The organism is uncultured Porphyromonas sp., from assembly GCF_938023125.1.
Classification (GTDB): domain Bacteria; phylum Bacteroidota; class Bacteroidia; order Bacteroidales; family Porphyromonadaceae; genus Porphyromonas.
Genome location: NZ_CALHDW010000017.1, coordinates 161,415 through 186,593 on the forward strand (window position 1 = coordinate 161,415; position 25,179 = coordinate 186,593).

Annotated in this window: 33 protein-coding genes; 18 read left to right on the forward strand and 15 right to left on the reverse strand. The window is 49.2% G+C overall.

Annotated features, from left to right (window positions below; genetic code table 11):
- Nucleotides 1-7 precede the first annotated feature (7 nt).
- The 8 genes from Q0090_RS05340 to Q0090_RS05375 form a co-directional block, all read right to left on the reverse strand.
- Entirely contained in the window at nt 8-1,282 is a 1,275-nt protein-coding gene (locus Q0090_RS05340) for a glycosyltransferase (protein ID WP_297948323.1), read from the reverse strand.
- Nucleotides 1,258-2,673, reverse strand: coding sequence for a polysaccharide deacetylase family protein (locus Q0090_RS05345; protein ID WP_297948327.1), 1,416 nt, complete (start codon nt 2,671-2,673; stop codon nt 1,258-1,260). Before Q0090_RS05345 ends, Q0090_RS05340 begins: the two co-directional genes overlap by 25 nt.
- The gene (locus Q0090_RS05350; RefSeq protein ID WP_297948330.1) at nt 2,660-3,658 is read right to left on the reverse strand and encodes a hypothetical protein; all 999 of its coding nucleotides are present in this window, start codon (nt 3,656-3,658) and stop codon (nt 2,660-2,662) included. Before Q0090_RS05350 ends, Q0090_RS05345 begins: the two co-directional genes overlap by 14 nt.
- Before the next feature lie 35 nt (nt 3,659-3,693).
- Nucleotides 3,694-4,767, reverse strand: coding sequence for a recombinase RecA (gene recA, locus Q0090_RS05355; protein WP_297948332.1), 1,074 nt, complete (start codon nt 4,765-4,767; stop codon nt 3,694-3,696).
- Nucleotides 4,764-5,228 (reverse strand): peroxiredoxin, encoded by a 465-nt coding sequence (locus Q0090_RS05360; protein WP_297948784.1) that lies wholly within the window; start codon nt 5,226-5,228, stop codon nt 4,764-4,766. Before Q0090_RS05360 ends, recA begins: the two co-directional genes overlap by 4 nt.
- Nucleotides 5,229-5,339: 111 nt before the next feature.
- Entirely contained in the window at nt 5,340-6,983 is a 1,644-nt protein-coding gene (gene groL / locus Q0090_RS05365; protein WP_297948335.1) for a chaperonin GroEL, read from the reverse strand.
- A 79-nt stretch (nt 6,984-7,062) separates the two neighbouring features.
- Nucleotides 7,063-7,332, reverse strand: coding sequence for a co-chaperone GroES (locus Q0090_RS05370; RefSeq protein WP_004332194.1), 270 nt, complete (start codon nt 7,330-7,332; stop codon nt 7,063-7,065).
- Nucleotides 7,333-7,703: 371 nt separating this feature from the next.
- The gene (locus Q0090_RS05375) at nt 7,704-8,165 is read right to left on the reverse strand and encodes a hypothetical protein (protein WP_297948338.1); all 462 of its coding nucleotides are present in this window, start codon (nt 8,163-8,165) and stop codon (nt 7,704-7,706) included.
- Between the two features lie 209 nt (nt 8,166-8,374).
- Between Q0090_RS05375 and Q0090_RS05380 the strand changes: the two genes are divergently transcribed.
- On the forward strand, nt 8,375-8,602 hold the full coding sequence (locus tag Q0090_RS05380) for a hypothetical protein (protein ID WP_297948340.1): 228 nt from the start codon (nt 8,375-8,377) through the stop codon (nt 8,600-8,602).
- Between the two features lie 457 nt (nt 8,603-9,059).
- Here the strand turns inward: Q0090_RS05380 and Q0090_RS05385 are convergent, their stop codons facing one another.
- Nucleotides 9,060-9,716 (reverse strand): LexA family transcriptional regulator, encoded by a 657-nt coding sequence (locus Q0090_RS05385; protein ID WP_297948343.1) that lies wholly within the window; start codon nt 9,714-9,716, stop codon nt 9,060-9,062.
- 104 nt (nt 9,717-9,820) lie between these two features.
- On the opposite strand from Q0090_RS05385, the gene Q0090_RS05390 reads away from it, so the two are divergent.
- From Q0090_RS05390 to Q0090_RS05470, 17 genes are all read left to right on the forward strand, one after another.
- Nucleotides 9,821-10,174, forward strand: coding sequence for a hypothetical protein (locus tag Q0090_RS05390; protein ID WP_297948346.1), 354 nt, complete (start codon nt 9,821-9,823; stop codon nt 10,172-10,174).
- A complete protein-coding gene (locus Q0090_RS05395) occupies nt 10,171-10,488 on the forward strand; it encodes a DapH/DapD/GlmU-related protein (protein ID WP_297948349.1) in 318 nt (105 codons plus the stop codon). The genes Q0090_RS05390 and Q0090_RS05395 overlap by 4 nt, the downstream gene beginning before the upstream one ends.
- Before the next feature lie 8 nt (nt 10,489-10,496).
- On the forward strand, nt 10,497-12,527 hold the full coding sequence (locus Q0090_RS05400; protein ID WP_297948352.1) for a hypothetical protein: 2,031 nt from the start codon (nt 10,497-10,499) through the stop codon (nt 12,525-12,527).
- 124 nt (nt 12,528-12,651) lie between these two features.
- Nucleotides 12,652-13,491 (forward strand): ATP-binding protein, encoded by an 840-nt coding sequence (locus Q0090_RS05405; protein ID WP_297948354.1) that lies wholly within the window; start codon nt 12,652-12,654, stop codon nt 13,489-13,491.
- A gap of 17 nt (nt 13,492-13,508) precedes the next feature.
- The gene (locus tag Q0090_RS05410) at nt 13,509-14,147 is read left to right on the forward strand and encodes an ATP-dependent serine protease (protein WP_297948357.1); all 639 of its coding nucleotides are present in this window, start codon (nt 13,509-13,511) and stop codon (nt 14,145-14,147) included.
- A gap of 198 nt (nt 14,148-14,345) precedes the next feature.
- The gene (locus Q0090_RS05415) at nt 14,346-14,783 is read left to right on the forward strand and encodes a hypothetical protein (RefSeq protein ID WP_297948360.1); all 438 of its coding nucleotides are present in this window, start codon (nt 14,346-14,348) and stop codon (nt 14,781-14,783) included.
- 7 nt (nt 14,784-14,790) lie between these two features.
- Nucleotides 14,791-15,054: a hypothetical protein gene (locus tag Q0090_RS05420; protein WP_297948363.1), complete on the forward strand. Its 264-nt coding sequence runs from the start codon at nt 14,791-14,793 to the stop codon at nt 15,052-15,054.
- A complete protein-coding gene (locus Q0090_RS05425; protein WP_297948365.1) occupies nt 15,051-15,455 on the forward strand; it encodes a hypothetical protein in 405 nt (134 codons plus the stop codon). Before Q0090_RS05420 ends, Q0090_RS05425 begins: the two co-directional genes overlap by 4 nt.
- 4 nt (nt 15,456-15,459) lie before the next feature.
- Nucleotides 15,460-15,903, forward strand: coding sequence for a hypothetical protein (locus Q0090_RS05430; RefSeq protein WP_297948368.1), 444 nt, complete (start codon nt 15,460-15,462; stop codon nt 15,901-15,903).
- 204 nt (nt 15,904-16,107) lie between these two features.
- Complete coding sequence (locus Q0090_RS05435; RefSeq protein ID WP_297948371.1) at nt 16,108-16,539, forward strand: DUF4494 family protein; 432 nt, start codon at nt 16,108-16,110, stop codon at nt 16,537-16,539.
- The gene (locus Q0090_RS05440; protein WP_297948374.1) at nt 16,536-16,841 is read left to right on the forward strand and encodes a hypothetical protein; all 306 of its coding nucleotides are present in this window, start codon (nt 16,536-16,538) and stop codon (nt 16,839-16,841) included. Before Q0090_RS05435 ends, Q0090_RS05440 begins: the two co-directional genes overlap by 4 nt.
- Before the next feature lie 13 nt (nt 16,842-16,854).
- Complete coding sequence (locus Q0090_RS05445) at nt 16,855-17,508, forward strand: DUF3164 family protein (RefSeq protein WP_297948377.1); 654 nt, start codon at nt 16,855-16,857, stop codon at nt 17,506-17,508.
- Nucleotides 17,505-17,705: a hypothetical protein gene (locus Q0090_RS05450; RefSeq protein WP_297948380.1), complete on the forward strand. Its 201-nt coding sequence runs from the start codon at nt 17,505-17,507 to the stop codon at nt 17,703-17,705. Before Q0090_RS05445 ends, Q0090_RS05450 begins: the two co-directional genes overlap by 4 nt.
- Nucleotides 17,706-17,944: 239 nt before the next feature.
- The gene (locus tag Q0090_RS05455; RefSeq protein ID WP_297948383.1) at nt 17,945-18,496 is read left to right on the forward strand and encodes a hypothetical protein; all 552 of its coding nucleotides are present in this window, start codon (nt 17,945-17,947) and stop codon (nt 18,494-18,496) included.
- 48 nt (nt 18,497-18,544) lie between these two features.
- A complete protein-coding gene (locus tag Q0090_RS05460) occupies nt 18,545-18,829 on the forward strand; it encodes a hypothetical protein (RefSeq protein WP_297948385.1) in 285 nt (94 codons plus the stop codon).
- Nucleotides 18,830-18,873: 44 nt separating this feature from the next.
- On the forward strand, nt 18,874-19,188 hold the full coding sequence (locus Q0090_RS05465) for a hypothetical protein (protein WP_297948387.1): 315 nt from the start codon (nt 18,874-18,876) through the stop codon (nt 19,186-19,188).
- Between the two features lie 9 nt (nt 19,189-19,197).
- Nucleotides 19,198-19,422: a helix-turn-helix transcriptional regulator gene (locus Q0090_RS05470; protein WP_297948390.1), complete on the forward strand. Its 225-nt coding sequence runs from the start codon at nt 19,198-19,200 to the stop codon at nt 19,420-19,422.
- 107 nt (nt 19,423-19,529) lie between these two features.
- On the opposite strand, the gene Q0090_RS05475 is transcribed toward Q0090_RS05470, so the two are convergent.
- The 6 genes from Q0090_RS05475 to Q0090_RS05500 form a co-directional block, all read right to left on the reverse strand.
- Nucleotides 19,530-20,027 carry a phage virion morphogenesis protein gene (locus tag Q0090_RS05475; protein ID WP_297948393.1) on the reverse strand — a complete coding sequence of 166 codons (498 nt, stop codon included), beginning with the start codon at nt 20,025-20,027 and terminating at the stop codon, nt 19,530-19,532.
- A 100-nt stretch (nt 20,028-20,127) separates the two neighbouring features.
- Nucleotides 20,128-21,495 carry a phage minor head protein gene (locus Q0090_RS05480; protein ID WP_297948396.1) on the reverse strand — a complete coding sequence of 456 codons (1,368 nt, stop codon included), beginning with the start codon at nt 21,493-21,495 and terminating at the stop codon, nt 20,128-20,130.
- Complete coding sequence (locus tag Q0090_RS05485; protein WP_297948399.1) at nt 21,492-22,658, reverse strand: DUF935 family protein; 1,167 nt, start codon at nt 22,656-22,658, stop codon at nt 21,492-21,494. The genes Q0090_RS05480 and Q0090_RS05485 overlap by 4 nt, the downstream gene beginning before the upstream one ends.
- Before the next feature lie 21 nt (nt 22,659-22,679).
- Complete coding sequence (locus Q0090_RS05490; RefSeq protein WP_297948402.1) at nt 22,680-23,102, reverse strand: phage protein Gp36 family protein; 423 nt, start codon at nt 23,100-23,102, stop codon at nt 22,680-22,682.
- A 45-nt stretch (nt 23,103-23,147) separates the two neighbouring features.
- Nucleotides 23,148-24,677, reverse strand: coding sequence for a hypothetical protein (locus tag Q0090_RS05495; RefSeq protein ID WP_297948404.1), 1,530 nt, complete (start codon nt 24,675-24,677; stop codon nt 23,148-23,150).
- Complete coding sequence (locus Q0090_RS05500) at nt 24,670-25,152, reverse strand: helix-turn-helix domain-containing protein (protein WP_297948407.1); 483 nt, start codon at nt 25,150-25,152, stop codon at nt 24,670-24,672. Before Q0090_RS05500 ends, Q0090_RS05495 begins: the two co-directional genes overlap by 8 nt.
- Nucleotides 25,153-25,179: the final 27 nt, after the last annotated feature.

Sequence of the window (25,179 nt, forward strand, 5' to 3'; positions counted from 1 at the left end):
TTTATTCCTATAATCTCCGATAAGATGCTAGCACCTCCTCGAGTATTGAGGTGTAATGCTTGGCAATCTCATCACGTGCAAAGGTAGCAATATACTCTCTATTAGGCTCCACAATCTGGGTATAACCTAACGATCTCCATTGCTCATAGCAGTGACAAATGTAGTCAATTATTTCGGAAATCTGCCCAGCGGGGCAGCCTCCTCTTGCCCTCTTTAGTATCTCCTCGCCTATTGCCTTATCGCCCATAACCATAAGGATTGGCTTTTCCATGGCAAGGGCTTCGAAGATCTTTGTTGAGACGATGCCATGCGCTCCGTGCGGCATCTCGGGGGTACCCAACATGAGTACCATACTGCTCTGCTGCAACAAATGCGGCACTCGAACAAAGGGTTGCATACTATGAATCTGCTGCAGAGAGGCCACAAAGGCGGGAAAACGACTCAAACACTCCTCAATAAGTTCTCGCGACTGCTCATCTACATACCAAGCCACCTCTAGCAAGCCCTCCTCTATGATAGGGCGCAAAGCGTCACTACTCAATGCCTCAAAAAGCGGGGATGGATTAGAGCGAGCGAGGGTCAGCAATCGCCCCGTAAAAAGAAGGGTAAAGCGGGGCGTTCTCTCCGGCTCCCGAGGGTAAAAGAGGGAGCGATCATAGCCATTATAGAGCACCTCCACCGGTATTCCCTTTGTCGCTTTTTGAAGAACGCTCTGATGCCAAGGGGAGATGGTGACAATCTTTTGTGCCGACCGAAAGGCCCTATTCCGCTGGCGGATATACTGATATTTCAGGAGGGAAAGAAAGAGTTTTTTGGGTAACGATTTTTGCCCCTTATGGGAAGGAAGGAACTCGTAGCGAGGGTACTGCTCTACAATATCTCGCGAATCCATCACTACGGGCAGATGGTTCTTTTGGGCAAGCTGTGCAGCCGTTCCATGAGGGAAAGTGCGGTACGAAAAAGAGACAATCAGGTCGAATTCGTTCATCTTCAGCTGCCTCTCGAGCACTTGTCCAAAGGCGCGTTCTTTCGTAGAGAAGAAGGCTTCTCCGAGGGACTCCCACACGCTATACGACTTCCTCAGTGGGATGCGATACGTGGGGCAAAGATCCTCTACGCCCTCAAACACCCTACCATGACCCGAGCTATTCCATTGCTTAATCTCCTCGGTAGCTACCACCACTTGCCACCCCAAAGAGACCCAATAGCGCACCAGAGAAAGCACGCGCGGTGCAAAATGGGGCGGGTAGAGATCGGCTAGCACGAGAATACGTCGGGGCATGGTATAAGCTCTTCTAGAGGTTTTTCTTCCGTTGCATTGCTCTCTTCGATACGCAATACAATCCGCAACAACTCGCGATAAAGCCGAGAGTGATAGGGGTGAACCTCTTTGGCCAATAGGTCGTTATGGAAGAGCAAATTAAGCTCTCCGTTATATTTTGCAGTTGCAATGAGCAACTGATAACTGTACTTTAGAGCATCGCGTGCGCCTAGCCCCATATATTTGGTGCGGTCTAGCGAACAATCCATTAGGGTAAGCGGATGCAACACAAGGTTGGTAATGGTACCGGTAGAGGGCATGATATAGTGAATCGGACGGCAAGTACCCAAGCGGAAGCCCGCCACATCGGGGTACCCCATCGTGTAGTCGTCTAGGATGCCGGCATTGAGGAGATATAAAAAATCCTCGGGCTCACGAGCCGCCAGATAGTGATACCGAGCGTGCGTGATGCTCTTCTTGAGATCGTGCTCCAGCAGATGCAACTGTTGCTCAATGCGCTCGGGATGCAGAGATCCCTCCATGGGGATATGGAAAGCCTCCTCTATACCATACTTACGGGCATAGTGATGCACCCGATGAGCTGCCCCGCGCGTAACTCGATAGTTAGGGCGATCCTCGGGCTCTTTGCTCGGCGTCTTGTAAAAAAATATCGTCTTACACTTCCCCTTGGGGAGCCTACGCTCCACCTCTCTGTTCCACTCGAGGAATCGATCGAAGGTGAAATAACGATCGCTCAAGAGGGAGCGGAAAGCCAATTGATAGGCATTCCACAGACTCTTATGCTCCTTTACATATGCACGGAAAAGGCTACGCACCCCATGGTATTCATACGGGCAATCGATGTCGTGCGTTAGGAGCACTCGGGCGAACTTACGGGGGACAGGGGGGAATTCGAACTTAGAAAACTCCTCTTGCCCACTCTCTCGAAAAGCACTTTGCAGCAGAGAGCGGAGTTGCTCTCCATACTCCTCCACAATAGGGCGATGCAAGAAACCGGCTCGGTAGGGTAGGCTTTTCTTGCCGGGGAAACGCCCATAAACGTCCCGCTCTGTACGGCGATACATCTCCTCGTAGCGCGAGACCAGATAATACGTGGAGGCCACAATATCGGCATGAATCAGGATGGGGCCACCCTCGTACGCCCTCGTTACGCTTGGAGAGCCAAAGAGCAAAGGAATCCCCTCCCACTCCAAAAGCGGAAGTTTGGGGTCTGCCGCCTCTGTACCATATACTCCCACGTCAAAAAAACCGGAGGGCTTGATCACCACCTTATAGCGCAACATTTCGGCAGGATTGTCCGTATAACCCACCGCATTGGTGAGCTTCCCCGGCAAACCCTCTTCTCTCAAAAGGAAGGAGATAATATAGCGAGCAATTTTATCTGTGCGCATGGAGTTGTCTGTAATGGTAGGCTAATTGAACCCTCTGCTTGAGGGATAGGGAGCCTTTGCTTATCCTATAAAAGGGATATTGCTCCCCATAAAAAGAACGGAATACCGCCTCAACCCCTTGCAGCATAGAGCCCTCAAAATCAAAATGAGTTAGGTGACAATGCGACAAGGCAAGCATAGTCGAGTGAATCAAATAGGCAGGAGCCGCTTTGTGCTCTTTGCCCCCAACGGATGCAGTGGCAATGAGATAACCAGTAGACCCCTCGTAGGGAGTAAAACCGGCGGCAAGGAGATCGCCCTCTTTAGAATAGATGGTAGGCAGGAGCCCTTGCCCACGACTCATCGCAACATCCACCGTATGCTCTAGGGTTGTGAGGAGGTGATGGGCAAGCCCCTTTTTGCGGTAAAGCGTACGAGAGAGGCGCAGTAAATCTCCGGGAGTAGAGGCCTCTTGGTATTGATACCCCTGTTGCTTTGCCAACGTGATTTTGTGCCGTATATCCCTATTTTCGCTCGCAAGAAGGGCTTTTTCGTCCCGGGGCAACCGCCTTGCATACGAGTAGCGAACGAATGAACTATACCCCTGCCAGTAGTAGGGCAGCCAGTCCGTAAAAGAGGAGGAGAAAGGCACTTCGAAGTACTTGAATTGCGGCATAGCCTCCACAAACGCCATCGTAATCTTGCGCCTCTGCATAAAGAGACCATGCTTACTCTGGGGGGAGCAGCCTTCTCCTTCCCCCTCAGGAGAGAAGTAGATCCCCCCTACTTGCGTGTAGGGAGGAGGGATGGCCACCCCTCGAATAGGGGCATACAAAGGGAAGATAGCAAGCACTCGACCATCATCGGAGAGGGCACACCAAGGCTGCCAATCCTTGGTACCACCGGTTACGGCATCGAGCCACCAAGGATGGTAATATAGAGGAACTGTCTCTGCCTGCTCGGCAACAAACGTCTCATACTCAGTCCGACTGGTAACGATAGTCACCTTCTCCACAAAGCTTTGCCCGGGGCGATTGGTTACTAAATCCCTCGTTGCTGACGCAGAGCCTCGCCAATCTTCTCACGAAGTTCGCTGCTAAGCTCCGGATTATCTTGCAAGATACGACGTACCGCATCCTTGCCTTGCCCCAGCTTGGTGCCGTCGTAGCTGTACCACGAACCACTCTTCTGGAGAATGCCAAAATCGGTACCCAGGTTGATTATTTCACTCTCCGAAGAGATACCCTCACCGAAGATAATTTCAAACTCGGCAGTCTTAAATGGAGGAGAAACTTTGTTCTTTACCACCTTTACGCGCGTCTCATTACCGTAGACATCATCGCCATTTTTAAGCTGAGTTTTACGGCGAATATCAAGACGCACTGAGGCGTAAAACTTAAGGGCATTCCCCCCGGTTGTTGTTTCCGGATTGCCGTAGGTAACGCCTATCTTTTCACGCAATTGATTGATGAAGATGCAGACGGCATTCGATTTGCTTACCGCGCTAGTCATCTTACGCAAAGCTTGTGACATGAGGCGAGCTTGTAGCCCTATGTTCTTATCTCCCATCTCGCCCTCAATCTCTTGTTTGGGGGTAAGAGCAGCCACAGAGTCTACTACCACTACATCCACAGCAGACGAGCGGATGAGCTGCTCGGCAATCTCTAGCGCCTGCTCACCGTTGTCGGGTTGTGAGATCCAAAGACGCTCAATATCCACGCCCAAGTGCTCGGCATAAGTGGGGTCGAAAGCGTGCTCGGCATCAATGATAGCCGCCAAACCGCCCATACGCTGCGCCTCAGCAATGGCATGGATGGCAAGCGTGGTCTTACCGGAAGATTCGGGACCGTAGATTTCGATAATACGCCCCCGAGGGTATCCGCCTACGCCAAGGGCTACGTCCAGAGCGAGGCTCCCTGTAGGGATCACGTCTACACTATCGGAAGTTCTCTCCCCCATGTTCATGATGGAGCCCTTCCCGTAAGTTTTCTCGATGCGCTCCATAGCCATCTGTATGGCGGCTAGTTTGTTTTTGTCTATAGCCACCTTTTCTTTGATGGGACTAGACTTTGTATCGGGAGTCGTGCTCTCGGAGAGCTTTTCTTCTTCGTTCATAAGTTGTCTATTACTTTGAGTATCTGTTCAGCGTGCTTAGAGGTATTCACCTCTTTGCCACTGAATATATAACGTATTACCCCTTGGGCATCTACCACAAAAGTAGAGCGCAGAGTACCCATGTACTCTTTGCCATACATTTTCTTAGGCACCCATACGCCCATTTCCTCTTGCAGGCGATGCTCCTCATCGGCAATCAACGAGAAAGGGAGGTCGTACTTGCTACGGAAGCGTTGGTGAGAGGCCTGCGAATCCTTGCTTACCCCCACAACACGATAGCCCTTCTCGGCCAAAGCCTCAATGTGATCGCGCAGGGAACAAGCCTCAGCTGTGCAGCCGGAGGTGTTATCTTTTGGGTAGAAATAGAGTATCCATGGCGACCCCAAAAAGTCGCTACTCTTAAGTAGGGTACCATCTTGATCCGGCCCTAATATCTCGGGTATTTTATCTCCTATATTCATCACTCACAAAGGTAATTCTTTTCGTCCAAAGCGTATCTATTAGAAGAAAGGGTGCTGTCTCTCACACGAGACAACACCCTATTTAAGATTATGGATGATCCTCTGGGAGGATTACATCATACCACCCATACCACCGCCCATTGCAGCGGCAGCGGCAGCATTCATATCTGCTTTATCGTCTTTTTTGTCTGCCACAACACATTCTGTTGTTAGGAACATACCGGCAATGGAAGCAGCGTTTTCGAGAGCAACGCGAGCCACCTTAGCAGGGTCGATTACCCCGGCAGCGACAAGATTTTCGTACTTATCAAGACGCGCATTGTAACCGAAGTCGGCCTTACCATCACGTACCTTCTGTGCCACTACGGCACCTTCCTTACCGGCGTTAGCCACGATCTGGCGGAGAGGCTCTTCGATGGCGCGCTTTACGATCTCAATACCGGTTGTCTCATCGTCTGTCTCACCCTTGAGGCTTTCGAGAGCATCGATAGCACGAATATAAGCTGTACCACCACCGGGAACTGTACCCTCTTCGATAGCAGCACGAGTGGCGCTGAGGGCATCTTCTACACGGTCTTTCTTTTCCTTCATCTCTACTTCGCTAGCAGCGCCCACGTAGAGAACAGCTACACCACCGGCAAGTTTTGCCAAACGCTCTTGGAGCTTTTCGCGATCGTAATCGCTCTTGGTATTTTCGATCTGAGCACGGATCTGAGCTACACGAGCCTCTAGTTCGCTCTTGTCGCCCATACCGTTTACAATCGTGGTATTATCCTTGTCTACCGTCACCTTTTCGGCTTGACCAAGCATTTCGATAGTAGCAGCTTCGAGAGAGAAACCGGTCTCTTCGCTAATCACAGTAGCCCCCGTGAGGATGGCAATATCCTGCAACATAGCCTTACGGCGATCACCAAAACCGGGAGCCTTTACGGCACAGATCTTAAGGCCACCACGCAAGCGGTTTACAACGAGAGTGGCAAGAGCTTCGCTGTCAATATCCTCTGCAATGATCAGAAGAGGACGGCCTGTTTGTAGGCTCTTCTCGAGGAGAGGAAGAATATCTTTGATAACTGAGATCTTCTTGTCGTAGAGGAGGATGTAGGGGTTCTCCATTTGGCACTCCATCTTCTCCGTATTGGTTACGAAGTAGGGAGAGATATAACCGCGGTCGAACTGCATACCCTCTACCACCTTTACTTCGGTGTCGGTACCCTTAGCTTCTTCTACCGTGATAACGCCTTCTTTCTTCACCTTGCCCATAGCTTCGGCAATAAGGCGACCGATTTCTTCGTCCCCATTAGCCGAGATCTTAGCCACGTGCTCAATCTTCTTGAGGTCGTCGCCTACAGCTTCGCTCTGTGCGGCAATGTCCTTAACCACGGTAGCCACAGCCTTGTCAATACCACGCTTTAGCTCCATAGGATTAGCACCGGCTGTTACATTCTTGAGCCCTACATTGATAATGCTCTGAGCGAGAACGGTAGCCGTAGTGGTACCATCACCGGCATCGTCGTTGGTCTTAGATGCGACCTCACGCACGAGCTGAGCACCCATATTTTCGAAGGGGCACTCAAGTTCGATTTCCTTTGCTACGCTTACCCCGTCTTTGGTGATATGGGGAGCGCCGTAGCTCTTACCAAGGATCACATTACGCCCCTTAGGACCGAGGGTTACCTTCACTGCATTAGCAAGCTGATCCACTCCTTTTTTGAGAAGGTCGCGTGCTTCTTGATCAAATAATATCTCTTTAGCCATAGCTTTTATTGTTGCTGTATAATTCTATTTTGGATTGTCTTACTTTGATATTGTTAGCTTGTCTCTCTCCGAACTTCTCTTAGAGGATAGCCAAGACATCGCTCTCGCGCATGATGATAAACTTATCACCCTCAAGCTCGATTTCTGTGCCGGCATACTTACCGTAGAGCACAACATCCCCCTCCTTCAATTCCATAGGGTTGTCCTTAGTACCCTTACCAGCGGCTACGACAGTACCACGGAGAGGCTTTTCTTTAGCGGTATCGGGAATGATGATACCTCCTTGAGACTTCTGTTCTGCATCGGCAGGCTTCACTACAACGCGATCTGCAAGCGGTTTGATATTCATACGAATACGATTATTATGTTACTATTCTATTTATTTCTTCTTGGGGATTGGCTCTCTATACACTCGCTAGTGCCGAGTCCATCCTTGACATCGGAATTTCATACAAATACTATGCCAAGAGGCAGGAATAGGCTAAGAAGACAATTTGTCTCTCCTCTCAGTACAAGGGAGAACTCAACCTAAAAGGCATGTTTTAACAGGAGGTTTTGTCTTCAAGAGATATCGAAAAAAGGCTGAGGAACGCGTACAAAGAGAGTAACGCATCCCCCAGCCTTTGGTGGGAATTTAGTCTAATTGTGAGAGCAATCTCTCCCTTAGACCCTACTTTTCACAACCCGACAAACATCCTCGGGTTGCCCGGCGTACAGACCTTAGTTCGTAGGATTAATCGGCTTTCGAGTGAGTTGTAGCCAAATAGCTCGCGACTCTTCTTCTGCACGAATTGCCAGCGAAAGATCCTTACTGGTCAGTCTGTTTATAATCCAAGAGCCGCGCAAAAAGGTATAACTCATATCGAATTTAGAAAGCTCCATCAGAGAAGACCCTTTTCTTTCGTAGGTGAAATAGGTAAAGCGATTATCGAACAAATTCTCGTATTTTCTCTCCCAGGCGCTGACAAAAGGCGTAGGATCTGCATCAAAGTACCAGCGACCTCTCTCCTGGAGGAAGGAAATACTAACCGGTGCTTTCACAAGTTTTCCATCGATATCTCTTGTGGCAACAAAACCTGTCCATGTTGTTCCGACAAGATTAACATCTTCTACAACAGGATCTTTCTCACCGCAAGATGTTAAACTAAAAGCGAAGAAAACACTCAAAAAGAGGGTGAGCAAAGAGCTCTTTTTGGTGATTGTAAGGGGGGAAAAACGAAAAGTACAAGACTGGTAGAGAGTGGAGAGGTGGCTAAGTCGTTATGTTATAGCAGGATGAGGGCGATTTTTAGCTCGTGAGCATGTAAAACGAAAAGTACATTACGCTTTAATTCGCTTGAATTTGGCTTTAAGTTTTGCCTCGAGCGATAAATGAACGGTAAATGCGGTAAATGAATCCGCTTGAATTGGGTTGCATTTTGCGCCCTTTTTTTGTGCCTTGTCGTGGCATCGATCGCATGGTGTGTAGAGGGTGTATTTTGCCCTCTGTGGGGCTTTGTGCAGCGTCGGTGGCGCATAATCGACAGAAGCCCCTAGAGCGCGTAATAGCGGCGTTTGCGGGCGTTACAGGGGGCAGGTGGATAGATCCATACCTCCGCGCTGCCATCGGGCTAAAATGAGGGGTATTTAGGGCTCCCTGCGTGTGTCTTGTGGCGTCGGATTTAGCGGTCGTTTAGAGGGCGGTAAACGCCTGGTAAATGGGTGGTAAATGATCGGAGCTCGAGGGGCATATTTACCGCCTTTTGGCTCCCTTTTTACCTCTTTTACTCGCCTTTCGTTGTGTTAAGATAGTGTTAAAAACGGCATTGGGCAGTCAAATGGGCAGTCAAATGGGCAGTCGTGCTTAATTGTTGATAACTCTATTTTTATCGGAATGGGCAGTCAAATTGATACACCTCTAGAGGTATAATCTATACCCCATATTTCCCTTTTTAGAAGCTAAAACGCCCAAAAATCGCGAGAATCTACCCCCATATTACCCGCATGTATTTTGCCAGATGCATGCATAGTAATTTGATTTTCAGCTTGTTATATTCAAATTTCCGAGTTTTGGGTTTTTGAAATCCATTTTTTGGACTATTCAGCTCTTATGACGCCTTGTACAATAGCTATATTATATATCTGATCTCGTCGCAACTCGAATGAGTCGTACTCAGGATTTTCGGATACTAGAGTAATCGTCTCATCGGTAGACCCTCGTTTGACTCGCTTAAGTACCGATCCTTGATCAGTATCTATAATATAGACCTTACCCCACTGAAACCATAAATCCCTAAGGTACACCTTGCGACACGCTATTATATCACCCGAGTAGTACTTAGGGATCATGGAATCTCCTCTCACGGTAATAAGAAAATCGGCATCCTTGAATAAGGGTACGATGTATCGATCGCAATCCTCCGCCATTATGCTGTACTCCTCTCCATTAAGCGCACCAGCCCACGCCTCTATGGGTATTAGTGGTATGCCATCAGGTGATGGGATTATTTCGGGTTTTGCTGTTGGAGGTTGAGTGTCCCTTAGCATATCTCCTTCGCCCAGCAATACCCAAATAGGATTTACGTCTCGGAAATTTTCTACAAACAAAGAGACCCATCTGCCTCCAATGTCTGCGTCTCTCTTAATAGCTCCACTTATAAGCCCATTACTAGCTCCAATCTTAGATTCTATTTGCCTAAGGCTCAATCCCTTGGTGTCTGAATAGGCTTTTATTCGTCCGATTATACTATTCATTGTGTCGAATATTTCTGCCGAAACACTTGCGAGTGTCGGAAATGTTCTATACTTTTGCAGTGTCGTTGTTATTGCAGCGACGCTGGCAAAGATATGAAAATGATATGGTAACAAGGAAGTTGAAGGTAACAAGAGGAACAAAGAACCACATTGTAGGTGAGCTTGGATGTAGTGGCGAGGCCGTGCGTTGCGCTCTATTACTCAATAGAGACACTCCACTTGCAAGAGCAATCAGAAGAGATGCTTTGGCACTTGGAGCTAAAGTTATTGTAGAGGCTCCGGCGGAGGAGATCCTTACAATTGAGGGTGATTGCCTCGTATGGGATGATGGCAACCGAAAGGCGACCATCGACCTTGCACGCAAGTCTATTATTATCAAGGATGGCGACAACGAGGAAAAGAAAATAGTGCTTACAATCACGAATCTAATCGCACTAATCAAGGAGGTCAAAAAATGAAACTACTTAAGATAGAGACAGAGGATGGTGCTGTCATCGAGTATCGCTACAAGGATGTTGAGCAACTCAAGCGACTCTTGCCACGCTCGCTGCGTATTAAGATTGGAAGCGACGTGGAGCTCGGAAACTATGTGCTTATAAGAGAGAATGTAAAGATCGGCGACGGCTGCATAATCGGGGATGATGTAGAGATCTGTAGTGACGTGAAAATTGGTAACAACGTGCAGATTGGTGCGTGGTGTACTATAATGGATGGCGTTAGGATTAAAGACAATGCATATTTATCGCCAGCGACTGATGTAACGGGCGAATAATAGGTGTTATGGAGTATCAAGACAAGACTAGATGCATCACTTACCGTGAGATGTGTAATTGTGGTATTGATAAGATCGCAATTGACAATCTACGAAGAAGAAATAAACTCCGTCCTGTACGTCGTGCTTGCAAAGGTACTCCCGCCTTGTATGATTTAGATACTCTACCTATTGAGTATAAGGTACAAGTTTACGAGCGTTACCCGGATTTGAAGGAAAGAGAAAAAAGCAAGCCGTTTGTGGAGGAAATCGAACTTAACGCAGAGGCCTTGGCGTACTACACGGAGTACACGTTTGATGGCGGTCGCCATCTCTCGGAGGATAAGATTAGAGAGTATACACACGCCTGCTCCGTACTCGACTCCTTTGGCCGTAAGATCGAGGTTGCGGATGGAGTGCGCCTCTCACAATCGCACCCCCGTCTCCATCGGGGTAACTTTTGGGTTGATGCTGCTAATGCGTTAGAGCGCATCAAGGATGCAGGCTGGATACACAATCTCCCTGACAACCCCCGCTCGCTCCAACGCAAGTACAACCGCTACAAAAAGGAGGGGTACGAATCGATGATCAACAAGAACTATCAGAACAAGTACGCTGCTAAGATCGTGAGCGACGAACAAAAGCGAGTACTCCTCTCGATGCTTAGCCTGCATATCAATGCTAACAATCAGATGGTAGCAGACGAGTACAACAAGATAGCTAAGATGCAGGGTTGGAGCGGTATTACGAGTCGGGCTGTAGGATGTTTTAGAGAGGAGTATGCGCACCTTGTGGACTATGGCCGTCTCGGAGCCACCAACTATCGCAATAAACGTCTTATGCAGGTTAAGCGATATAAGCCCACTACGGCACTTGCCATGTGGTCGCTTGACGGCTGGACAGCGGAGCTCCTCTACCAAGCACGTACACGTACTAAGCAGGGCAAGCCTATTACTACCTATACCAACCGCTTGACGCTGGAGGTGGTATTAGACCCCTCTTGCGACTATCCTATCGGGTATGCCATCGGGGATAACGAGAGTAAGGACTTGATACGTGCTGCCTTGCGCAATGCGATGCAACACACGAGGGAGCTCTTCGGTACAATGTACCGCACGGGACAGATACAATGTGACCACTACGCCCTCGACCGCAAGCTAGAGGGTGACCTTGCCATGCTGTATAAAGGGTGCTGCGAGAAGCTAATCCCTGCTAAACAGGGCAACGCTAAGAGTAAGCCTATCGAGCACTATTTCGACATCCTTAATGAGAAGTATTGTCGACGTTTTGGCAACTGGGCAGGTCACAATATCACCAGCGATCCCGATAACCAACCCAATAGCGATGCCCTAAATCAGCTGCGCAAGTTTTTCCCCGACCGCAAGGAGGTGGTCAAGCAGCTGGAGGCCATCATTGCCGAGGAGCGGAGGATAAAGCACGATCAGTTTGTCGCCCTCTATGAGGCTATGCCCGAGGATAGGCGATTCCCCATGCCCCGCGAGCAGTACCTGCTCCACTTTGGCGAGACAACGGGTTACACAAACCGCATGCAGGGTAAGGGATTATGCCCGACGTTGATGGGCAAGGAGCGTGTGTACGACACCTTCGAGCAGTCGTTTCGTACGCACCGCAAGGAGGATTGGATAGTGCTCTATGATCGTGACGACTTAAGCAATGTATTGGTGGTCAATAAGGATAAGAGTCTGCGTTATCTGCTTGACGAAAAATACGTACAACCGATGGCATTGCAAGATCGAGTAGAGGGCGATGCAGAGGAGCTGAAACGTGTGTTTGACTTTAACGATGCAATGGAAGCGGAGGTTAAGGAGACCTTAATAGAGGCACATCGCTCGACCGAAAGGCTGATCGGGAGTCACTCAGACATTAAGACACTACTCGGGCGTCTCTTGATTGTCGATAGTAAGGGCAATCATAAGGACAGACGGAGTGAAGCTCTCGAGGCAGCCGAGTACGAAGAGGTGGAAGAGGAGATCGAGGAGACTCCAGCCCCTCGAGAGAAAGAGAAGAAATCGGACAATAGTTTTTGGGACAAGTTTTAGACTTAAGTCACAGTTAAGCGGCGATTAAACGACGGATAAAAGGCATATAAACGCCTCTCTGTCGCCCCCAAAGAATGCCGGGGGGATTAGGGGGGCAGTATAGACAGATAATAGGATTAGAGCAATGAAAAAAGAAGAAATCGTAGCGCAATTGCGCAGTTATGTGGCTCGTAAGGGCTCACAGAAGAAGGCGGCTAACTCGCTAGATGGCGTTAGCTCTGCGACGATCAATAAGATGCTGAACGGCACGGACTGGGAGACCATCTCGGAGGAGATGTGGCGGAGCGTTGCCCAACAGACCCGAACCAAATCGGAGGGGTGGCAGCTTGCCGATACCTCGGTACATAGGGAGCTATCAATGCTCCTCTCTCGAGCACAACAAGATGCCCTTGTAGCAGGTGTGATCGGAGCGGCAGGATCGGGCAAGACAGAGACCTGCAGAGAGTATGCAGACGAGCACCGCAACGTGTACCACATTACGTGCGGCGAGCACTGGAACCGGCGCACCTTTGTCTCTAAGGTGCTTAAGTCGATGGGGGCGAATGTTGCCGGCTACACCATCAATGATATGATGGAAGAGGTGGTAGATGCCCTTAGTCGGGCGGATAACCCCCTTTTAATCCTCGACGAAGCGGACAAGCTCAGCGACCAAGTCCTTTACTTTTTTATCACGCTGTACAATCAGCTAGAGGGGCGTTGCGGTATTGTCCTCTGCGGTACTCAATACCTTAAGGCTCGTATTGCTCGAGGGGTACGGCTTGGGAAAAAGGGATTTGAGGAGATTTTATCGAGACTCGGGCGAAGGTTTTTTGAGCTTGCAAAAATCGGGGAGGAGGATGTTGCCCTTGTGTGCGTTGCAAACGGCATCGAGAGTGACGCCAAAATTCGCAAAATCACGAAAGAGAGCGAAAGCGATCTGCGCAGGGTTAAGCGGTCGGTGTGGGCGGCCAAAAACGCAGCGTAAGAGGGAGGATAGAGGTAATGGCTAAGAGTTACTCTAATAACAACGTTTTATCCGCTCGCTTCGAGATATCCCCCTTTGAGGGGGCATGGCTCAAGCATCTCGGCAGACCTGCCCTGCGTGGAATTTGGTTTGTCTACGGTAAGTCGGGGAGCGGTAAGACAACCTACTGCCTTAAGCTCGCTAAGTACCTTACTCAATTTGTGAAAAAGGTCGCCTACAACTCGCTGGAGCAGGGTTTATCTCCTGCTATGCAGATGGCGTGGCGAAGAGCCGGCTTAGAGGAGTGTGGACGACGTATTATGCTCATTGATGGGGAGCAACTCCCCGAATTAAGCAAAAGGCTCTCTAAAAAGCACTCCCCCGACATCGTCTTTGTCGATAGCGTAATGTACTTAGAGGACTCATCCGCTAGTGACATCATTGCCCTTAGACATCGACATCCGAACAAGCTATTTATCATGATTGGGCAAGAGCGTAATGGTGACGCTTACAACACGAAGCAGCTCAAGATTAAGCACGATGCGGACATCAAGATCCGCGTCGTGGGGGGCGTGGCGCAATGCGAGACGAGGTACAGCACAGAGGATGGCTACGGAGGTGCAGACTTTGTAGCCTATGAGCAGAGAAAAAAGGACTTTAATGCGGAAATGGAATGAAAGACGTACTAAGGACAGCATGGCTCATTATTACAGGGCTATCGCTAATGACAGAAACTGTGGACACGCTCCCTTGGTGGGTATACCTTGTATGGTATGGCGCAGTGATAGCTAACCTCCTTATCGTGAGGCACTACTTCGCGCGACACGACTACCCGAAATGGATATTAAGAATGACTAAAAACGATGGAACAGAAAATGAAAATCTCGGAAAATAACGGCACTATGACGATTGTTGTGCGCAACGGTAAGATAGTAACACTAGTAAGTGATGATAGGATGGACTTAGATAGTCAGGCATTTACCATGTCGATCAATAAGAGCAGAATCTATATTGAGTGGTTTTGGGGTACTAATGAGCATGGCGACTGCCTCTATGGGTTTACCCCTTTTGGGGCTTATGCGCTCTATGAGAATATGGGGTGGTGGGTCGCAGAATCTATGGATGGAGTAGAAACAATCGTGGAAAGCAAAAAAGAGGGTATCCGGGCTATCAATATGGACTTTAAGAGCCGGGTTTTTGAGTTGCTCGGCAGGCCTTTTGTACCCTACGATCGCATCAAGGGGTCGTGGAGATCTTGTGATGAGGACGGTTCAGAAGAATTTGAAATCGGCGGGGAGTATGGAGCAATGTAATAGTAATATGGAACAAATCAGAATTGCAGGCATACGCTGGTCATTGTATGATCAGCGTACATGGCTCGGGGAAGCGGGCGATATGGTCTACACAATAAAGACTGCTGTATGCGGATGGGTACTCGAAGCAGGAGGGGTTAAGGAGATATATCCCACCCTAGAATCGGCAAAGAAGCGTGCGCTGCAAGATTATAGAATCAGGTCTGAGCGAATGATGATGACAATGGGGCCAAAATATAGAGAATATGACGAAAATATAGGAGGAGTATGATAGCGGATAGGTATGTGTTAGCTCTCGAGGAGATGAGAGAGGCTGTTAGACAGCATCTGTATAGGCGGTATAAGAGCAAGAAGTCGAGGGGAATTGTAGATATTGTCTTATCGGAGACCCGTGCTGCGGAAGATATCGTGGTAGAGGATATGCATAAGAGCGTTAAGTGTGATATCATCTACGATATTGAGTTAGGATGGCGTGTTGTCAATAATACGGACGTCTGCTGCATCGCTTGTCGCACTCCGCTTGTTACATATGTAATCTTGATCAAGGACAATGAGTGTATCCTTAAAAAGGATCATAAAGATGTCCTCGGTAAGTATTATGATCTTGAGGAGGCTCAACAGGCAGCTCGTAAGCACCTGTATCAGGCACTAAAAGAAACGTTAGGAGTATAAAACAATGAAAGAAACTAAGGTAATGGATAAGATCCATAAGGACTTACTCAAGAAATACCATACCCTTGCCGGGCAGCTGGGTATGACGGATGAGGACAAGCGAGCTCTCCTCTCTCAGTACAACGTAAAGAGCAGTGTCGACCTCTCGCAGCATGAGCTTGTCGACGTGTGCGCTTGCCTCTCGAGGGAGATTGAGCGGCGAGATGGGCATCAATCGATGGATGCGCTGCGTAAGCGGCTTATCGCAGTTGTCGGCAAGTACCTCACAGCGTGCGGTAAGTTTAATGTGGATATAGCGTACATCAAGGCGACCGCCTGCAGGGCAGCGGGGATACGCGAGTTTAATCGAATTCCCCGGGAGCGACTCCGCTCGCTCTATGGGGCGTTTATGCTTAAGCTCAAGGATATTAAGCGAGTAGAGGCAATGTACAAGGAGGCAAGGAGATGATGATACTAATCATACTAGGCGTGCTCGTGTTTTTAGCGCACGCAGGGATATGCGCATATATTATAGGTCTTATTGTCGAGGCGATGCGCGAGGAAAATATGGGCACATGGAGCAACGCTATATCTGTATTTGTCATGACAAGTCTGATGCTATCTGTCGTGCTCGACGCAATAGGTATATATACACTAATAACACTATAAGATTATGATTACAAAACTGCATTATGAGGTCAAGGTACGCTATGAGCGTATTGATGATGCCGGCAAGGCTAAAAAAGTAACAGAGGTCTATCTTGTCTCTGCGTTGATGTCGCATGAGGCTGAGATCGCAATGCTTAGCGAGCTTAGCTCTTATCGAGACGTAGATATACTAAGTATCAAGCAGGTCAAAGTCGAGCAGATAATTGCCGTTTGCGATCGGGAAAGGCATCGAGAAAAATGGTATCGCGCTCGATGTGCAATGCTGGAGTATGACGACGCGAGGGATCGTACTCGCAAGGAGTCGCTATCATTTGTTATCAATGCAGATGATTTTGCCGACGCCGCTAATTGTGTGCGACAATGGGGTGTTATGATGACAAGGGATATAGAGCTACTAAGCCTCTCGATTAGCACAATCAAGGATTGGTTGATATGATAGAAGGACAAAAAAAAGAATCTCGGAAGGAGTGGTGGTTTGTTGCCATTTGGGCCACACAGGCAAAAAACAAACTGGAATCTCAGCTACAGACCCTCGCCAATGGATACAAACATCAACTCCTTACCGACGAAGAGGTCGAAAAAATCAAGATTGAGGCACAGAAGATTATAGATAACTATGACGGACGAGTTAAGACAAAACCGGAAGTAGATCTGTACCACAGACCATGGGGTAGTTGCTTGCGTCTGTGCGAGAGTTGTCATATCGATCTAACCCTAGCAATTAGATATAATCACTAAAATAAGTAGTAATATGGAAGAACAAGTAACCATGACGCCCGAAGAACGGGCTGAATACGAAGAATTTAAGGCGAAAAAAGCCCAGGAACGTGAGGAGGCAGCGCGCAAGCAGCAACGCGAGGATTACGCTATCCTCGTCAATTGTGAGGTGTCGACTGCAGTTACCCAGCTCACTGAGCTTAGCGAGACGATGCGGATGATAAAGGCGACCATCTACAGCAACTTTGAAGCAATCCTGAAAATGAAAAATGAGGTAATGCATCTCTCGCGCGATGGAGGGCAGTATACGCATACTTTTACAACCTCTGACTCGCGTTACAGGATAACGCTCGGTTGTCGTACTGTCGACGACTATCGAGACACAGTAGAGGATGGTATTGCAATCGTTACAGAGTATCTGCAATCGTTAGCTAAAGATCAGGATAGCGCGGATCTCGTCGAGACGGTGATGCATCTCCTCTCGCGCAACAAGCGCGGAGTGTTACAGCCCTCTCGGGTGATCCAGCTGCGTCAGCTTGCTGACAAGAGGAAAGATGCCCGCCTCCTTGAGGGGGTGAAAATCATCGAGGAGTCGTATCAACCGTATGCCTCTCGCACATTTGTGCAGGCTCAAGTTAAGGAGGCAACTGGCTGGGCGACCATACCTCTTAATATGACAGAGGTATGAGCAGGGGTATACGTTTTACTCCATCCGGTAAGGGATTTGTTGCAGTGGTAAGCCCTGCGGCAGCAAGAGATAGACGTATCCCTACCACTCGCAAGGAGTGTGTGATGGAGGGGGGATTGCGTTTTGTGCTCCATCTTACAGAGCGAGAGTGGCACAACATAGAGGTGCTCTCAAAGGGAGCAGCACCTGAGGGTTAGTTAGTTTATTTCTTATCTTTTCATCCAGGGGTGCGACGTCGGGAGATGCAGCACCCCTTTTTATTTACAATTCGGGCTGTTTTGTTTACACTTCCTTGCTCCAAATATTATATAAACATAAATCTTATACATGGCGAGTATTTTGTGATAGAAATGTATTGCAGGTATTAAATATATTACTACCTTTGTAATGTCAAAAGAGACAGAACAGAAAGAAACGAACGAAAAAAGAAAACGAAATGACAACGATCGAAAAACTACAACAACTCGGAGCTGGTCAGTACATTGACTTTACGATTGAAGGAACCGACAGCGCACTAGAATGCTATCTCTGCAGCGACAGACACGCAGAAGCCATTAAGTCTATCCGCATCCTCAATGACGGATGCGGCATGATACTAGAGGTGCAAATGGGAGAGATCATGATGCACAAGGCTACGACCGTGTACATCACAATCGAAGACAAAGAAATCATGGATATTGTTGAGGCAAGCGAAATCAAAATGGAGAACGTGGAAGTCCTCTACTCGAGCAACGTAGAAGACGAGAAGGAAGAAGCTACTACAGAAGCAACAGAAGTAGTAGAAATCACAACTACTTGGCACAAGGCAACCGACAAGATCGCAATGACGTACGCACAAATTAAATACATTGATGCCCTTGCGACAGGGGACAATATCGAGGGATGGGATTTCCCCTCGAACACGAACGCACAGCGCAGTCTTACTAAGTTTGATGCGTCAGAGATTATCGATGCGCTCAAGAGCGGTAAAAAAGTAGTAATTAAGTAAGTGATAACAACCCGGGGGTGGACAACCACCCCCACAACAATAAAGGATATGAAAACTCTAACAAAAGAACAAGTAATTGAGCTGGTAAGCAGTGCAGACGGACTCCTAATCTCAAATAATGCGGGAGAGAGACACATCAATTGTTGGGATGAGTGCATCGAATTTGCTGAGACCCTTAAGGATATGCATTTCGATGGTTTTGTGCCTGCGGACAAGGCTCCTACAGATATAACAGAATCGACGGAGTACGAGCCCGAGTGGGGAGTGTATAAGTTCAGCGCCCCGAACTGCACAACGATAGATAGTGATATCTACATTAATATCGGCGAGTAAGACAACAAGGGGGCGGGCAGCCGCCCCCGCTAAGTGAAAAGAATATGGATAACAGATTTAGGTTGTCGATTATCGACACTACCCCTGCATACGTGGAGGAGATCGGGGAGTACGAAGATTGTATAGAGGATATTGTACGCTTCTGCGATTATGAGCCTCTTGATGCATTTAGAAATGCTAAGATAATGACCGCTCTTGCGACAAAAGGAGAGGTCAAGCTAGAAATTACAATTGTAGAGACGGAAGAGACATACTACATCGATCTGAACACAGAACTCGGATGGGGGTGTTATGATAAAGGCGACTGGACGCTCTACAAGGCTGCAAAGCATCAATGCTTTGATATGTTTGATAATTGATGTAATAATATGACAAACAAAGAGTTAGGCGCAATACTGCGTACATTGCGCGAGGAGAGCGGTATTACGCAGTATCGACTCATTAAGGATAAGGTAGTGACGAGTGCAACTCAGCTACAGGATATCGAGGAGGCGCGTCGTGATGTACGTCTCTCAACGCTGCTGCGCTTGCTCGAGGCGTACGGCAAAGATATCATTATTGTCGATAAGGATACGGCAGAGTCAAAAAAATGATTATCTTTGCATTGTCACTAGTGACAATTTCTACTATTTGTAGATAACCCGTTGACCGTTTTCGGTTTTCGATCGTTGGGGAGGCTCGCTTGGGTCTCCCCTTTTTATCACTTGATTTTTGCTTTTATGGAGCTTAGGAGGTCGAGAGACTGCAGGCGATGGTCTACAGCCTTGCGCCATTTGCTGCGCGTATGACGAGTAACACCTGCAAACTGACGCTTAGGTATGCGGATGGTAAGCTGCGTACGCTTAGTGATGGCAAGCGCCTTGTATTTAGGCTCTTTTGTGCTTTTATACCTCGCCCAAAAATATTTGCGCATCTTGGTTGTTACCGGGACCTGTACAACCCCTCCCTCGTTGTGTATATGAGCATAGAGAGTGCTGCTGTTGATAACGACCTGGTTGCCGTCCGCCTCAATCGTGATACTCCGCCTTAGTGCCCCGCTGCGCAGCATAAGAGAGCCGATGCCATCCTCGTGCTTGCGTGGAGGCCACGCCTTACCATCCCACTCCTTGCGTACAAATGCCTCTGCGGTCTCCTCCTGCATGATGACGAGTAGATCGTTAGCTAACAAGCGCTCAAGGTCTTGCTTATCTAGTTCCATGATTTGTTTATTCCGATTTTATTATTATCTTTGTGGTGAGGATTAACCGGGTAATGCCGCTATTCTTCGTCCGCGGGGGCTAATACTTAGTTCATAAGTGTTAGCCTTCCGTCTTTTTATAGATAATCATAACATTTTCGGTTTCACCCTCTTGTATCCAAACTTCGTCTATTTTGTCGCCGTTTCTACAGCGATTGGCAATTACCTTTTTTACAAAGTAATCCGTCCAATCGGGGTGACGTTGTATTATGACTCGAGGAGATTGCTCTAATCCCCTATTGAGCATGTTTTTTATTGCACGTTTACCGTCTGTGTTGTCACTGTATCCTTTGACCTCTCTATATACGCTTACTCCATCTTTTGTACAACGCAAATCGGGACATTTGCCCTCGTACTCAGTCCCGATTAAGTCTGCATATATAGTCTTGTAATCAAAATCTCTTGCCCCATGTTGCACGTTTGGCAAGATCTCGACGTCCTCCCCATTTTTAGCAAAATAGCGTGCAGACGCAAGTATCTGTTTGTAGTCTGATTTTGTTGTATCTACATTGTCGTATAGCTCAATAGTATGCCCTTTTTCTGTTTTCTCGATGATTTTTTTTGTCGGTGTGTATTTATCGAGATTTTTTATAATTGCCTCACTCTCCTTGTTGCCTTCCTTGCCATAGTAGGGATGACGAGGCGGGATAAGTTTTTTCTCCTTGCCGGGATTAAACCTAAAAATCTCCTGCTTCCCGGGCGTCATCTCCTCTAGGAGGTCGACGACCTCCTTGCTCTCTGAGCGAGGGTGCGTCCCCGGTATTACCTGTATTACATCGCACCGGCACCCCCAGCCGTTTGGGGGAAAACAGGTGTCCCAGGCGGGGTCGCTGAAGGGTAGGCACATACCATTGAGTCGGGCATGGTCAGCGCGTACTTTTTCGTCGCCTGCCGTCTTGTAGAGGAGGTCATAAGCGTCTCCCCATTGGGCAAATCGCTCCCACTTGGCTGCCATCTGCGCGGATGATTGCACAAAGGCGTACTCTGCTTTGAGCCAGGTTTTGTTGTACTTGTCGTCAATCTTAGCCGTGTCGGCTACAAACTCTTGCCAGCTCTTTAGAGTTCCGTCGGCGTTGCGCGACCGACCGGCCACCTCCTGCAGGTGGTGGTAGGTCTTAAAGCCGGCAAAGGTGTGCAGGTCTTGCTTTAGTGCGCGCTGCGTCGAGTTAGAGAGGTCTCGAATGATGGGGTCTACCTTGGCGGTGTACCCTCGAGCACTCACCTCGATAGCCTTGCGGATAGGCTTCTCACGTAGCATGTTGGGGGTCATCTTGCCCCCCTGCTCGAGTACAAACTTTTTGGCACGATTAAAGGCCTTTCGGAGGCGGCCGCTCTTGTCGGGGTCGTCATCCCCCTTGAGCTCGAGGCGGATAGGGGTGTATAGCCCCTCGAGGATAGAGGTTAATCGCTCATACCTCGAGGGGGTCACCCGAAAAAAGGATCGGAGGCGGTGAGTTGGTTAGTCTCCCCCAGGGTGGCACGCTTGCCAGTCACGGCGACGCCGAATTTATCCTCGATCCACTTCTCGTCTACCTCGTAATAGGGGAGGATGTCCTTCGTGCGCTGCCATAGAGCGTTTTTATCTTCCTCTTCGGGGTACTCAAAGCGGAGGCCTGAGGGGATATGTCCGAGAGTGCTGAGGGCAGGCAGGATAGTAGAGTTCATCGATTTTTCGATGAGCGCACGATCCTTAGCGCATTTAGCGTCGAGGAGCTTAAGAGATGACTCCTCCTTGCTGTAGTTACCGTTAGCGGTATCCTCGCCGATTATACACCCGAGGATCTTAATCGAGATGTCTTGCTTGCACGCCCATATAAGGCGCTCAAAGATGTCCCCATTGCCGGCGACACCGGTCGCAAATGACATCTCCTCGTTGCTGTCGATAATTGCCCAGTTAGCGCGTCCCATCCGCGTCATCATCTCCTCAGCTCGAGCGAGAGCCTCTTGGTCGTCAGTGTCGATTTTGAGCGTCCGTGGCGGTATGCCAAATGTCTCAGCAAACTCGCTCCAGGCACTTAGCGCATAACGCTTAAAGATGGTATTTGGGCAGCAGTCAAAGAGGATACCGAGGTCGCTCGGAGAGCCTACCTCGAGGATGGAGGTGCCGTACCGGCTGTCTGCTCGGTAGTCGATCCCCTTTGTGTCAGCCACATCCGGGAGGATTAGCCCCAACCCCGGCACAACATGGCGACGAGGGAGCAACGAGACGGTAAAGAGGTCCGTCGAGGAGGGGGTAAGCTCAAGGAGCGAGTGCCCCCAGTAGGGCGTCTCAAATAGGATGGTTAATAGCTCGTTAAAAGCGATAGAGTCGCTAAGGAGCTTTGTTACCTCCTCGTTAGTTACCCCCTTAGCATCAAGGATGGCAAAGGGCTTGTTCAGCGACCGGTCCCTCCGCAGCTCCATCTTGGAGGCGAGGTAGAGATCGTGCAACATATCGTCGATAATATCGACGAGTCGTGTGCGGCGGGGAAAATCGGGCTTGGTAGCCTCCCTTTTGGCATCGCGCCAGGAGCGCATGTCGCGCGAGGTCTGCGAGGCTTGCTTTTGTATGATTTTTTCGAGGAGCGTTTCAGTGGCTTTGTGTAGTGCCATGGTATTAAATGCTAGATAAGGTTAGTACTCAAAATCGACTTTAGGGCGTGAGCCCATGGTGAGGTGGGATACGATCCGCCCGTCCTCGGTCTTGCGGGGCGGGAGTCCTACGATGCCGAGCGTGCCGGTCGCGATGCCCTTAAGGTACTCTTGATGTAGCTTATACGCCTCGACAACGCGCTCAAAGGCGATATCTACGTTGTGTCGCCGCATGATATAGTAGAGGGCTATATCCTTGATCATCTCCTTGATGTCGGCAAGGCAAGGGGCGTCAGAGGGCATGGCTTGTATCGCGGTGATGTCGTACTTAGCGGATAGATAACTAAGTACCCGCGCCTCGGAGGCACGGAGGCAGGTGAGGGTAATATCGGGGGTATTGTCGGTCATCTCCTCAAGCTTGTAAGCATCGACGACGGTAAGCATCTCTTGTTGTTGTACGAGCATAATCGGTATTAGTTAAGTGGTGGTTAATCGCAGGTTAAACGGCCGTTAATAGTGCCGGTCGGGACGCTTGGAGGTCGTATAGTTACGCTGGTCTGACCCTACCTTGTTGAGCATCCAAATGGCGGACTCGAGGGCGTCGGGGGCGTCATCATGTAGGCGGCTCCCCTTTTCGGTTGCGAGTAGCTGGTCAATGAGGATTTTTAGCCCCTCACTATCGCGCTCCTCCTCGTTAAAGAGGACAAACCCGCGCTCAAAAAGAGGCTGCATCGTCTCAATACGCGAGTACTTGTCGGGTTTCTTGCGCTTATCGGGTGTGATGGGGATTTGTCGCCCTCCTCGGGCAATACCCTCATCCTTAAACTCTTTGAGTAGGAGGTCTTGGATAAAGTTCGCCTCCATGTAGTAGCGGGGCGGCTTGCGCCCTTTTTTGCGCGCAATCCACGCCTCGATATCGTAGTGCCAAGCCACCATCTCAGCGACAGAGCATTGCCCCGCGTACGCCTTGAGGACGTGGTAATACCCCTCTTTGGTCTTACCGACGAGCATTGTTGCCTTGTAGTCGTTAGCCTTTGTCGACTTAAAGGAGGGGTCGGTGTAGGCTATGATCTTGACGTACTCCTTGAGAGGCAGAATTTTTGTGTACCGCATCCACTCGGGCTTAAATACGGCACCCTCCTCGATCGGGTTGTTAAGGTACTCGCGGGCAAAGCTGATTTCGCCTTGCTCATCGCGCATAGCTTGTATATCCTCGCGCGAGTAGTAACCCCACGAGGGATTGCCCTTGCTGTCTATGATATTGACGCGCGTATGGTATAGATTCTTGATATTAGCAAAGTGCGCAAGGATCATATTTTTTGCAAATCGATTGCCTACCATGATAAGTCGCCCACGCCCCCCGGCCATGGTACCGTATAGTGGCCCCATCACCCAGTTATAAGCCTTGCGGACGCGGCTCTCGTTGTTGCTAAGTTGGTCTTCGTCGATATCGTCGATAAGGATATAGTCAGGGCGCTGCCCGTTTTTTTTGAGACCTCGAGGGCTTTGGCCACGGCCAATGGCCACAAACGTGGTGCCATCGGCCAAGGAAAACTTGCCGGAGGTCCACTCGGTACCCTTATCCGCCTTAATGCCAAAGTCTTGGATATAGGCCTCGTTGTTGGCAAGCTCCGCTTGGAGGTCGGCTAGCAGCCCCTTGGCGTTGTCGTTGCTGCTGGATACCAGCACGATAAACCGAAACAAGTTCTCCCCTCGTGCGAGGATCCACAAGGGGATAAGGCAGCCCATGTGCGTAGATTTTGCATGTCCCCGCGCCCACTCGAAAAGGGCGCGCGCCCTCGGATGCCCCGCGATGTATTTTGCCGCGTCGAGGTGGAATTTAGCGGAGTCGCAGGGAGCGATGTGCGAAAAATAGGTACGCACGAAGTAGTTGTAGTCCTCCTTGGCACGCCGTACGCGCTCCTCCTTGGTCTCCTCACACTCCCCGAGGTCAAAGGTTGTGCGGGTGATGAGGGACACCCGCTCATCCCAACGCTTGAGGAGCTCCGCCGATACTTGTCTTTGGGGTCGCTTAATCATCTGCTTGCTGTGTTAGTAGGTTGTCGCGCTCGAGGAGATAATGGATATAGATGTCCTGCAGGCGAGTAAGCTCTTGTACAAACTCACGACTTGTCTTGAGTCGCTTACCCTCTGCCACGAGCCAATCGCCAAAGCCCGTGAGGGCGAGGATGACATCGTCGGCTGTCGCCTCTTTTTGCAGGCTTTTTATCTGTTTGCAGATCTTACTGATCGCATCCGCAGTAGCAAGGGGATCCCCTCTCTCAATAAGGTCGTCGAGCTGCTTAAGTAGCTTATTGTAGATGGTTTTAGGTGAGAGGAGAGAGGCGTTGCGGCTCGCTTGCCACGCCCCCTCTTTTTTCCATTTGGTAAGGGTCTGAGGGGTAATACCGAGCCGCTCCGCAATCTCTCGGAGGGGGACCTTGTCGAGGTACAATCGCTTGGCATGGTCATACTTAGCAGGGTCTTTCGGGGCAAAGGGTTTCTTTGTATTCATTTTGTTTATAACTTTGTGCTTGGGTAT

Excerpts from the sequence above, each read along its gene's own strand:
- Q0090_RS05445 (WP_297948377.1), top strand. The coding sequence starts at position 16,855 with ATGGAAGAACAAGTAACCATGACGCCCGAAGAACGGGCTGAATACGAA.
- Q0090_RS05400 (WP_297948352.1), top strand. The coding sequence starts at position 10,497 with ATGGAGTATCAAGACAAGACTAGATGCATCACTTACCGTGAGATGTGT.
- Q0090_RS05450 (WP_297948380.1), top strand. The coding sequence starts at position 17,505 with ATGAGCAGGGGTATACGTTTTACTCCATCCGGTAAGGGATTTGTTGCA.
- Q0090_RS05390 (WP_297948346.1), top strand. The coding sequence starts at position 9,821 with ATGGTAACAAGGAAGTTGAAGGTAACAAGAGGAACAAAGAACCACATT.
- Q0090_RS05370 (WP_004332194.1), bottom strand. The coding sequence starts at position 7,332 with ATGAATATCAAACCGCTTGCAGATCGCGTTGTAGTGAAGCCTGCCGAT.
- Q0090_RS05415 (WP_297948360.1), top strand. The coding sequence starts at position 14,346 with ATGAAAATCTCGGAAAATAACGGCACTATGACGATTGTTGTGCGCAAC.
- Q0090_RS05345 (WP_297948327.1), bottom strand. The coding sequence starts at position 2,673 with ATGCGCACAGATAAAATTGCTCGCTATATTATCTCCTTCCTTTTGAGA.
- Q0090_RS05495 (WP_297948404.1), bottom strand. The coding sequence starts at position 24,677 with ATGATTAAGCGACCCCAAAGACAAGTATCGGCGGAGCTCCTCAAGCGT.
- Q0090_RS05360 (WP_297948784.1), bottom strand. The coding sequence starts at position 5,228 with ATGAATATAGGAGATAAAATACCCGAGATATTAGGGCCGGATCAAGAT.
- Q0090_RS05340 (WP_297948323.1), bottom strand. The coding sequence starts at position 1,282 with ATGCCCCGACGTATTCTCGTGCTAGCCGATCTCTACCCGCCCCATTTT.
- Q0090_RS05380 (WP_297948340.1), top strand. The coding sequence starts at position 8,375 with ATGAATCCGCTTGAATTGGGTTGCATTTTGCGCCCTTTTTTTGTGCCT.
- Q0090_RS05425 (WP_297948365.1), top strand. The coding sequence starts at position 15,051 with ATGATAGCGGATAGGTATGTGTTAGCTCTCGAGGAGATGAGAGAGGCT.
- recA (WP_297948332.1), bottom strand. The coding sequence starts at position 4,767 with ATGAACGAAGAAGAAAAGCTCTCCGAGAGCACGACTCCCGATACAAAG.
- Q0090_RS05435 (WP_297948371.1), top strand. The coding sequence starts at position 16,108 with ATGATTACAAAACTGCATTATGAGGTCAAGGTACGCTATGAGCGTATT.
- Q0090_RS05470 (WP_297948390.1), top strand. The coding sequence starts at position 19,198 with ATGACAAACAAAGAGTTAGGCGCAATACTGCGTACATTGCGCGAGGAG.
- Q0090_RS05395 (WP_297948349.1), top strand. The coding sequence starts at position 10,171 with ATGAAACTACTTAAGATAGAGACAGAGGATGGTGCTGTCATCGAGTAT.
- Q0090_RS05500 (WP_297948407.1), bottom strand. The coding sequence starts at position 25,152 with ATGAATACAAAGAAACCCTTTGCCCCGAAAGACCCTGCTAAGTATGAC.
- Q0090_RS05405 (WP_297948354.1), top strand. The coding sequence starts at position 12,652 with ATGAAAAAAGAAGAAATCGTAGCGCAATTGCGCAGTTATGTGGCTCGT.
- Q0090_RS05485 (WP_297948399.1), bottom strand. The coding sequence starts at position 22,658 with ATGGCACTACACAAAGCCACTGAAACGCTCCTCGAAAAAATCATACAA.
- Q0090_RS05490 (WP_297948402.1), bottom strand. The coding sequence starts at position 23,102 with ATGCTCGTACAACAACAAGAGATGCTTACCGTCGTCGATGCTTACAAG.
- Q0090_RS05385 (WP_297948343.1), bottom strand. The coding sequence starts at position 9,716 with ATGAATAGTATAATCGGACGAATAAAAGCCTATTCAGACACCAAGGGA.
- Q0090_RS05465 (WP_297948387.1), top strand. The coding sequence starts at position 18,874 with ATGGATAACAGATTTAGGTTGTCGATTATCGACACTACCCCTGCATAC.
- Q0090_RS05420 (WP_297948363.1), top strand. The coding sequence starts at position 14,791 with ATGGAACAAATCAGAATTGCAGGCATACGCTGGTCATTGTATGATCAG.
- groL (WP_297948335.1), bottom strand. The coding sequence starts at position 6,983 with ATGGCTAAAGAGATATTATTTGATCAAGAAGCACGCGACCTTCTCAAA.
- Q0090_RS05440 (WP_297948374.1), top strand. The coding sequence starts at position 16,536 with ATGATAGAAGGACAAAAAAAAGAATCTCGGAAGGAGTGGTGGTTTGTT.
- Q0090_RS05410 (WP_297948357.1), top strand. The coding sequence starts at position 13,509 with ATGGCTAAGAGTTACTCTAATAACAACGTTTTATCCGCTCGCTTCGAG.
- Q0090_RS05475 (WP_297948393.1), bottom strand. The coding sequence starts at position 20,027 with ATGGAACTAGATAAGCAAGACCTTGAGCGCTTGTTAGCTAACGATCTA.
- Q0090_RS05460 (WP_297948385.1), top strand. The coding sequence starts at position 18,545 with ATGAAAACTCTAACAAAAGAACAAGTAATTGAGCTGGTAAGCAGTGCA.
- Q0090_RS05455 (WP_297948383.1), top strand. The coding sequence starts at position 17,945 with ATGACAACGATCGAAAAACTACAACAACTCGGAGCTGGTCAGTACATT.
- Q0090_RS05430 (WP_297948368.1), top strand. The coding sequence starts at position 15,460 with ATGAAAGAAACTAAGGTAATGGATAAGATCCATAAGGACTTACTCAAG.